Genomic DNA, 9,132 nt, shown 5'->3' on the forward strand with positions numbered 1-9,132 from the left:
CATCGAAATCCCGGCAGGTGAGTTTGAAATGGGTAGCAATTCAGTTGATGCTCTTGATAACGAGCACCCGGCACATAAAGTATATTTGGATACTTATCATATTGACCGTTATCCTGTGACTTGCGGGCAGTATCGCGCATTTATGGAAGCGGGAGGCTACGAAAATCCGCGCTGGTGGTCGAAAGCTGGCTGGGAATGGTTGCAAATAGAGCGTGTATTGGAACCACTTTATTGGCAGGATGTTTTATCTGCGGATAATCATCCAGTTTGTGGTGTTAGTTGGTACGAGGCAGAAGCTTATTGCCAATTTGTTGGTAAGCGACTACCCACAGAAGCCGAGTGGGAAAAAGCTGTTAGTTGGGATTCAGAGATGAATCTTCGCCGCATCTATCCTTGGGCTGATAAAGAACCAACACCGCAACATTGTAATTGCGTTGATGTAACATCTCCAGATAAGAATCGCCAAATTATCAACACAACCCCAGTAGATGCTTACCCAGAAGGGCAGAGTGCCTATGGTTTGTATGATACTTTGGGTAACGTCTGGGAATGGACTGCATCCTGGTTTGATGGCTACGATGGTTTCGAGATGTATCCTTATGTGGGTTACTCACAAGTTTATTTTGACCAGCAACACCGAGTTTTAAAAGGTGGCAGTTGGGCAACTACTCCTTTTGTACTGCGTTCTAGTCTTCGCAACTGGTATCATCCTGGTGTGCGTCAGATTTTTGCGGGGTTTCGATGCGTTTCGGTGCCAATTCCGGCAAATTTAAGCTAAGAAGCACAAAATATAGCCTTTATGCTTGTGTAATTTAGCTCAGGCTTGATATTATTTGATGTGACTTCATTTTTCACTATTTTGGTTTAGGGTCTGCACATCAGAATGCAACCTATCATAACAAGTCATCGGAGGTTCAATGTCAATATCTAAAGCTCTCGGCAATCAGGTTACTTCCCAAAATGCGATTGAAAAACGCTTAGAAATACAGCGTTTGCTAGAACCAACCTCGGTTGTTTCCTCTAGTGCTGGGAGTGATGTAGTTAAGGGATTAACTCAAACACAAAAATCCCTACCCCCTCGTTACTTCTACGACGATCGCGGATCTGACTTATTTGAGGAAATCTGCGAGTTACCAGAATATTACGTTACGCGAACAGAAACGGCAATTTTACTTCATTGTGCTCAGGAAATTGCCAAAATTACAGGTGATTGTGAACTGGTGGAACTTGGTAGCGGTAGCTCAACCAAAACCCGTATTCTTTTAGATGCGTACAAGCAGTTAGGATATCCTTTGCGTTATCTGCCGGTTGACGTGAGTGCAGGTATGTTGGAAAATAGTGCAAAACAGCTATTGGCAGATTATCCCACACTGCAAGTTCATGCGATCGCCGGAACTTATGAAATGGCTTTAGCGCAACTTTTACCAAAGCAATTACCCAGTAGGATGATTTGTTTTATCGGTAGTACTTTGGGTAATCTCAATCCTCAAGAGTGTGATGTGTTTTTATCAGAAATTAAAGATGCTCTGCAAGTGGGAGAGTATTTTTTATTGGGGGTAGACTTGCAAAAGCCGAAACACATCTTAGAAGCAGCTTATGATGATAGCCAAGGTGTGACGGCAGCGTTTAACCTGAATATGTTGGATCATTTAAATCGACGATTTGAGGGCAATTTTGACACAACTCAGTTTGAACACTGGGCATTTTATAACGAAACTGAAAATCAGATTGAGATGCATTTGAAAAGTATCTGCGAGCAAACTGTGGAATTACGCGCTTTAAATCTAAATGTGAATTTTGAAGAAAATGAAACAATTTTTACCGAAATGTCTCGTAAATTTGACATCAACACCATTAAACAGCAACTTGCAGCAAAAGGCTTGATACCGCTTCATGTGTGGAAGGATGCAAATGAGTGGTTTGGTTTGTTACTTTGCCAATTGCAAGCATAGATAAGATCAGCCTATCGCAATCTATCGAATACACGTAGAGACGTAGCAATGCTACGTCTCTACAAGGAGAGGGGTTTTATATGTGTACTTCATTTACCTGAAATCTGCTTTAATATCATGTCCGTTTAATTACTTATAATTCCTGCAAAACCTCACCCCAACCCTCTCCTTGTTATGAAAATCAGCAAAAACTCTTGGTTTATCCATAGTTATTAGGTATCGCTTGTCCCCAAGCTACAACAGGACTTTAGTTTTGATGTTCGCTTTTTACTTTGTCGATCGCTAGCTTGACTTGCTCTTGATTCTAATTTAAATTCTGGAATGTCGTACAGTTGATCGTCTTCGAGGTTGTATTGTTCGCAAACCAGACTCAAGCGATCGCTCGAACTAATGACAGCATTCACAGAATGAGTTAAATCCCCTTGAAAAAATAGCAAAGTGTTTGATTTGGGAAAAATCTGCCCGATTTTGCGTTTGTGCGATCGCAACACGAGTTCTCCTCCCACTATATCCCCAGGTACGACCACATAAAGAACACTAACGACTGCCGGCGGTTCGATAGTTTTACAATAAGAACGTAGAGAGCGATCGATATGCGGATCTACACGAGAGCCTGATTTTAACAAGAGGGGATTGAGGTAAAAAGCATTACACTCTGGTTGCAGTGCTAAGTCTAGATAAGATTTGAAGTAGGGAAAACGTTGCTCTATTGTTGTAAGGTGCGATCGCCTAAATACTACAGAAAATCCTTTTGTCCCCACAAAGTCACGATTGAGGTTGTTGACTGTAAAATAAGGACACCCGAAAATTTGTCCTTGCAACTCACTCAGGTATTGTTGAGAAAAAGCGTTTTGACGTTGGTGATAGTAAGTCAAGGTTGATGGAAGGATAAAGAATACATGATACAGGCGATCGCTTTAATTTTAGGCAGAAAATCGACAAAAAGATACCCAACTCCAAAAACTATCGTAATGGACTGTAGAGACGTTCCACTGGAACGTCTTTACTCTACGACGATTGGAATATTTTTGTTAATGTTAATTAAGCGGACATGAGATAAGTAGTTAGTTGTCAAACAACATTTTTAACAAATAACAAAAATTATTATGACACTTATTTTGCACATCACGCGATGCGAAGAATGGGAAAAAGCGAAAATTTCGGGATTTTATCGTGGTGATACTCTGGATTCTGAGGGTTTTATTCACTGTTCGACACTGACGCAAGTTATTAAGGTGGCAAATTTCCGTTTTAGAAATCAAAGAGATTTGCTACTTCTTTGCATTGACTCCGAGAAGGTTGAAGCGGAAATTCGTTATGAGGGGGTGGAGGATTTGTTTCCTCACATTTATGGTGCTTTGAATGTTGATGCTGTGTTGAATGTGGTTGAGTTTGCGTGTGGGGAGGATGGTTTTTTTGAGTTGCCGCAAGCAGTTGTAGATTAGACATCTCCATAAATGAACTATGCGTTACCCAAAACCCTTGTAGAGACGTAGCAATGCTACGTCTAATTATTCTATTTTGGGAGATGTAGATTTAGTATAACGAACCGCCAAGACGCCAAGGACGCCAAGAAGGAGGAGAGATGGAGGAGGGGTTTGATGTGGATTTGATGGCTTTGTTGATGGATTTGCGGTTGAGGGATGAGTATCGGGATGGGGTGGTGGCAAATTTTGAGAGAATTAAGGCGACAGCGAGAATTGTGAATTCGTTTGAACTGCCGGATGATGTTGAAGCTGCACCAATTTTTGAACCATGAATGATGCTTTATCGATAGCAGATGCTGTGCGTGGTGGTAAAGTCAGTGCGGTGGAAGTTACTGAATCGGCTTTACAACGAATTGCGGCACGGGATAATGATTTAAACTGTTTTACGGCTGTGACTGCTGAATCTGCTTTGCAAGATGCTGCACGCATAGATGGGGAAATAGCTCAAGGTAATTATCCTGGTTTGTTGGCAGGGGTTCCGTTTGCGGTGAAAAATCTTTTTGATGTTGCTGGTTTAACAACTTTGGCAGGATCGAAAATTAATGCGGAAAATCCGCCGGCTATTAAGGATGCAACTGCGGTAGCAAGGTTGAAGCAAGCTGGTGCGGTTCTCGTTGGTGCTTTAAATATGGATGAGTACGCTTACGGATTTGTGACGGAAAATTCTCATTATGGTGCTACTCACAACCCTCATGATTTAAGTCGGGTAGCTGGTGGTTCTTCTGGTGGTTCTGCTGCTGCGGTTGCTGCGGGGTTGGTTCCCCTGACGCTGGGTTCTGATACTAACGGTTCAATTCGCGTTCCTGCGGCTTTTTGTGGTGTTTTTGGTTTGAAACCGACTTATGGTAGGTTGTCTCGTGCTGGTGTAGCTTTATTTTCCAGCAGTTTTGACCACATTGGACCTCTTGCTACTTCCGTGCGGGATATTGCAACGGTGTTTGATATACTTCAAGGTGAAGATGATCGCGATCCAGTTTGTACAAAGCGTCCCTGTGTAGAGACCTTACATGTAACGTCTCTACAAAATATTGAGAATCTGCGAATTGCGATGGCTGATGATTATTTTATCAAAGGAGCGAATCCAGAAGCGTTAGCAGCAGTTGAAAAAGTTGCTCGTGCTTTAGATGTACGAGACTATATCACAATACCAGAAGCACATCGCGCTCGTGCAGCAGCGTTTGTGATTACCGCTTGCGAGGGTGCAAATCTACATTTAGAAAAATTGCGATCGCGTCCCGAAGATTTCGATCCAGCAACACGCGATCGCTTTCTTGCTGGTGCTTTAATTCCTAGTAGTTGGTACATCCAAGCACAACGCTTTAGAAAATGGTATCGCGATCGCGTCCGCGAAATCTTTCTGGATATAGATGTAATTATCGCCCCAACTACCCCCTGTCCAGCACCATTAATTGGTCAACAAACGATGATTTTGGATGGGGAAGAAATTCTTGTCCGTCCCCATTTAGGATTATTCACTCAACCATTATCTTTCATCGGTTTACCGGTTTTATCTGTGCCAATTCAACAGCCAAATGGCTTACCATTAGGAGTGCAATTAATAGCTGCACCCTACAACGAAGCGTTAATTTTACAAGTTGCATCTGTGCTAGAAGCAAAGGGTATTGTCAGCGCAAAAATAGTTTAATTTTAAACGCAGAGTAACGCTGAGGTTGACGCAGCGAAAAGTGTGGTCTTGGGGGTTTCCCCCATGAACAACTTTTCAAGACAAAGGTACGCAGAGTTGGAATTGTTATTTGCTATGAATTTAAACAGCCAAAAAAGCTGGAGGATAAACAACTTTACCCTGATATTTCTCCTGATAATTTTGCAGTGCTTTCACCATGAAGACATCTTCTGGAACTGGAAAAGGAGAGGTAATTTTATAATTAACTGAAGGCTGAAAACCAAAGCGCGTATAAAAGTGCGGATGACCCAATACAATAACTAAAGCTTCTTTAATAGCGTCTGCTTTTTCCAACCCAGCTTCTACAAGTGCGCTGCCAATCCCTTGTCTTTGAAACTTTGGAATAACTGCCAGAGGTGCTAAACTGAGTACCTGTAAACTTTCCTCACCAATTAAATCAATATAACTAAAAAGAATATGACCAACTATAACATTATCAACCACTGCCACCAAAGAAAGTTCCGGAATATAACCTTGAGAACAACGAATTTCCTCAACTAGCCTTGCCTCATTTTCTTGCCCAAAAGCTAATATATTAACCTCAGCGATTGCAGCATAATCTGCTAAAATTTCACAACGAATATCCATTACTTCTTCTTTGCGCCTCTGCGCCTCTGCGTGAGATGATTAATATGAAAACCTACGACTGGATTGTAATTGGCAGTGGAATAACTGGTGCTGCACTTGCCTACGAACTCAGAAAAAAAGGCTTCTCAGTACTATTATTAGAAAAAAACGCGATCGCCAACAACGCCACTAGCTATAGTTATGGTGGATTAGCTTATTGGTCTGCTACTACACCATTAACCCGTCAAATATCAACTGAAGCGATCGCCCGTCACCATATCCTCTCACAAGAGTTAGACGCTGATATGGAATTCCGGGAATTGAATTTATTATTAACTATTCCTGCCGATGTCGATCCGCAAGCAGTTGCTGCATTATACACCCATGTGACTACACCGCCGAAATTACTCAATATACAAGAAGCTTGTGAATTAGAACCACTACTGAATCAAAGAGCGATCGCCGGTGCTTTAACAGTCAAACACGGACATGTCAACCCAGATAAAACAGTACAAGCATACATCCAAGCTTTTCTACGTGCTGGCGGTGAAATCCAGATTGAGCAAGTATTACAAATATTACCACACGGCGTAAAAACAACAACCACAACTTATCATAGTGGTAACGTCGTCATTTGCGCTGGGGGACTCAGCCGACAGCTATTAAAATCAGCCGGTATTTCGATTAAACTGTATTTTACCCATGCAGAAATGATTAAAACTCCACCGATTGACGTGCAGTTACAAACCTTAGTCATGGCAGCAAATCTGCAATGGTTTAAATTCAAAACTGAGTCAACTCAAGTTGATGAATTATGGGATGAACCTGGTAATGAAATAGTACCACCAATTTTAGATGCGGGTGTAGTTCAATTTGTCGATGGTAGTTTACGCATCGGGCAAATTAGCCGCGCTCTCACCGATGTTAACGCCAAAGTCAAAGAAGAAGAAAGTGAAGAATGGTTAAGAAAAAGCATCGGCAACGTTTTACCAGCATTGGAAAATGTAGCAGGTACTTGGCATCATTGTTTAGCCGATTTTAGCAACAATAATTTACCTTTGATTGGTGCTATTCCGGGATTTACAAATATTCATATATTCACTGCTTTTAACAATCCCTTACTGATTGTACCACCGCTAGCAGAGCGTTTTGCTAATTTTATCGCCGGCGCGAAAGACGATATCATTACTCAGATGTCTCCCCAAAGGTAAAGTTTAGTTGCAAATAATTTGCTGATTTTGTCAAGGTGCTAATCTAATAGTAGAAGCTAATAAGCTTCCTGGCAGATACAACTAGAACTGAAGAAAAGAAGAGGTAAAAACGCTGGTTGATTTACATCTGTCTCGTGACAACACAACAACACTCAACGCGAACGCCGAGATTTCCTCAAATATAAAAATCAGGGGGCACTGTCACTGATTTTCATCACTTGTGTGCAGTGATGAAAATCAGTGCATCCCTGACTAGAAGAAACAAGGAGAGGAAATAACGCAGCTAGTAGAACGTTTGGGTGTTGTTGTTATATGTGCCGCCTGGGTGTAAGCTTGTACGAGGGTAAGAGAGATTTTAAATAGCGCCTTATGTCAATTATTGCGCTCAGAGCATGGTATCTTGAGGATTACGAGCCGATTCGGGAACTGGAAAAACGTCCCCCAGATATTCGCTTAAGTAAAAAAAGCCTGTTGAAATCGGGATTAAGAGCGGATTTTTTAGAAGAAAGTGACCAAGTTAAGCAATCAACTTGGTTTGAACGCTATCTGGAAGGTGAAAATATTGAGTTTTATATTGAAGGTAGTGGTGGTTATTGCGTAGCAAACATTGACTTAATTAGTCATGAAATTTATTTCACGAAACAGGGGATTTTAGCGCAGTTAGAGCCAACAATTTTTTTTTGCTATCAAACTGAGTATGGCGTAGCGAGTGACGCTTTGCGACAAGGGTTGCAAAATAGTTTAGAAATATTGAATACGCGATCGCGCTTACCTTTAACCTTAGTTGAATCTTACCGCAACAGCGATGGTTCTCTCCGACTAAATCGCACAATGATGCGAAAAATCCGCAAAAGTTTGCTGTTTATCGCTGACACTACACCCATTGCTAGCATCGACGGTAAAGAAAGCGCTCAACTAATACCCAGTCCCAACGTTTGTATTGAAATTGGCTATGCGATTGGGAGTAAGCGCTCTGAACAAATTTTACTAGCAAAAATGCAACGTCCAGATTTACCGGGACAATTTCCCTTTGATTTACCGCGATCGCAAATTATCGAATTTTCAGAAGACATCGACTTGGATAAAATGCTAAGTGAAACGATTGAAACTCAATTAGCACGATTTAAATTGTTTTCCTAAATCGCGATGAAAAGAGGGTGGGGAAACCCCACCTCTACCCATTCCCCATTCCCCATTCCCCATTCCCCATTCCCCATTCCCTATCTTTTTACCCCATTTACAAACGGAGTTAATTGCTCTGCCGTTAAAGACTGTAAAAAACTAAGATTGAGGGGAGCTTTACTGATATATTTGGCGTAAGCTGGCTGCAAATAAACTTGATATTCAGAACGATTTAAAAGATAAGTTTCAAAAAAAGCGACACTCAAAGCATTAATATAAGAATGAGCATCTTTAGCAGGTGGACCGAGGAAAACTGGCGGTACAGGTAATACATTATCTTCCGGTGTTGTCTCAGCTAAAGCAGTAAAGTGTGTAGCATTTTCAATCACTGCTAAGTATTTATTTTTGCTCCCAAGCCAAGTAAAAGGACGAATTTGCTCTGGTACAGCGGGAGTAACAATATCTTGACTACCTGAGACAACCATGAAAGGAAGTTTAATTTGACGCACTTCACTTTCAGCAAAGATGCTGCTGACGAAAGGATTAACCGTCAAAGCAGCTTTAATGCGATCGTCTTTTAAAGGATAATTTGCTGATTTTAACTCATTTGCTCGACACTGCAAAAACACCGACAAATTCAAGGATTTATTCGGATTGCAATCTTTGCGGATTTGCTCAAAGTTAATTTTTGCACCAGCTAGCGTAAAAACAGTATAACCGCCATAAGAATGACCAAATGCCCCGACTTGCTGAAAATTAAGTTTACCTTGTATTCGCGGATCGGACTTTTCTAAGCGCTGAAGTTCATTCAGCACAAACTTGACATCTAAAGGTCGATTAATTAATTCGGTGGGTTCTGGTGGACCTGCCAAACCCGCAAAGTATTGCTGAAAGCGTTGTGCATTACTACCAGGGTGTTCCAAAGCGGCAACAGCAAAACCGTAGGATGCTAAATGTTGTGCCAGGTAGACAAAAGCAAAGCGATCTGAAGCGACACCGTGAGAAATGACAATCAGAGGAAAGGGAGTGGGGGAGGGGGAGAGTGGGGGAGGGGGGGGAGATGAGGAAGATGAGGGAGATGAGGGAGATGAGGAAGATAAATTTCCCCC

Annotated in this window: 10 protein-coding genes; 7 read left to right on the forward strand and 3 right to left on the reverse strand. The window is 41.7% G+C overall.

Annotation, left to right across the window (positions count from 1 at the left end):
* A partial coding sequence (locus OGM63_RS12255) for an SUMF1/EgtB/PvdO family nonheme iron enzyme (RefSeq protein WP_263745853.1) occupies positions 1 to 778 on the forward strand: 778 nt, incomplete at its 5' end.
* A 139-nt stretch (positions 779 to 917) separates the two neighbouring features.
* A complete protein-coding gene (gene egtD, locus OGM63_RS12260; RefSeq protein ID WP_263745854.1) occupies positions 918 to 1,952 on the forward strand; it encodes an L-histidine N(alpha)-methyltransferase in 1,035 nt (344 codons plus the stop codon).
* 212 nt (positions 1,953 to 2,164) lie between these two features.
* Here the strand turns inward: egtD and OGM63_RS12265 are convergent, their stop codons facing one another.
* Entirely contained in the window at positions 2,165 to 2,827 is a 663-nt protein-coding gene (locus OGM63_RS12265; RefSeq protein ID WP_263745855.1) for a 2OG-Fe(II) oxygenase, read from the reverse strand.
* A 231-nt stretch (positions 2,828 to 3,058) separates the two neighbouring features.
* Here OGM63_RS12265 and OGM63_RS12270 point away from each other — a divergent pair, with 231 nt between their 5' ends.
* From OGM63_RS12270 to OGM63_RS12280, 3 genes are all read left to right on the forward strand, one after another.
* Positions 3,059 to 3,397: a DUF952 domain-containing protein gene (locus tag OGM63_RS12270; protein WP_263745856.1), complete on the forward strand. Its 339-nt coding sequence runs from the start codon at positions 3,059 to 3,061 to the stop codon at positions 3,395 to 3,397.
* A 140-nt stretch (positions 3,398 to 3,537) separates the two neighbouring features.
* Positions 3,538 to 3,711 carry a DUF4089 domain-containing protein gene (locus OGM63_RS12275; RefSeq protein WP_263745857.1) on the forward strand — a complete coding sequence of 58 codons (174 nt, stop codon included), beginning with the start codon at positions 3,538 to 3,540 and terminating at the stop codon, positions 3,709 to 3,711.
* On the forward strand, positions 3,708 to 5,084 hold the full coding sequence (locus tag OGM63_RS12280) for an AtzE family amidohydrolase (RefSeq protein WP_263745858.1): 1,377 nt from the start codon (positions 3,708 to 3,710) through the stop codon (positions 5,082 to 5,084). The genes OGM63_RS12275 and OGM63_RS12280 overlap by 4 nt, the downstream gene beginning before the upstream one ends.
* A 120-nt stretch (positions 5,085 to 5,204) precedes the next feature.
* On the opposite strand, the gene OGM63_RS12285 is transcribed toward OGM63_RS12280, so the two are convergent.
* Positions 5,205 to 5,711: a GNAT family N-acetyltransferase gene (locus tag OGM63_RS12285; protein WP_263745859.1), complete on the reverse strand. Its 507-nt coding sequence runs from the start codon at positions 5,709 to 5,711 to the stop codon at positions 5,205 to 5,207.
* Between the two features lie 44 nt (positions 5,712 to 5,755).
* On the opposite strand from OGM63_RS12285, the gene OGM63_RS12290 reads away from it, so the two are divergent.
* Both OGM63_RS12290 and OGM63_RS12295 read left to right on the forward strand, forming a co-directional pair.
* Positions 5,756 to 6,901 carry an NAD(P)/FAD-dependent oxidoreductase gene (locus tag OGM63_RS12290; protein WP_263745860.1) on the forward strand — a complete coding sequence of 382 codons (1,146 nt, stop codon included), beginning with the start codon at positions 5,756 to 5,758 and terminating at the stop codon, positions 6,899 to 6,901.
* A gap of 369 nt (positions 6,902 to 7,270) precedes the next feature.
* Positions 7,271 to 8,041, forward strand: a complete 771-nt coding sequence (locus OGM63_RS12295) for a hypothetical protein (RefSeq protein WP_263745861.1) — start codon at positions 7,271 to 7,273, stop codon at positions 8,039 to 8,041.
* 80 nt (positions 8,042 to 8,121) lie between these two features.
* Here the strand turns inward: OGM63_RS12295 and OGM63_RS12300 are convergent.
* Positions 8,122 to 9,132 (reverse strand): alpha/beta hydrolase family protein (locus tag OGM63_RS12300; RefSeq protein ID WP_375340481.1); only part of this gene is annotated, 1,011 nt, incomplete at its 5' end.

The sequence above is a fragment of the Plectonema radiosum NIES-515 genome (assembly GCF_025753815.1).
Taxonomy (GTDB): domain Bacteria; phylum Cyanobacteriota; class Cyanobacteriia; order Cyanobacteriales; family Nostocaceae; genus Hassallia; species Hassallia radiosum_A.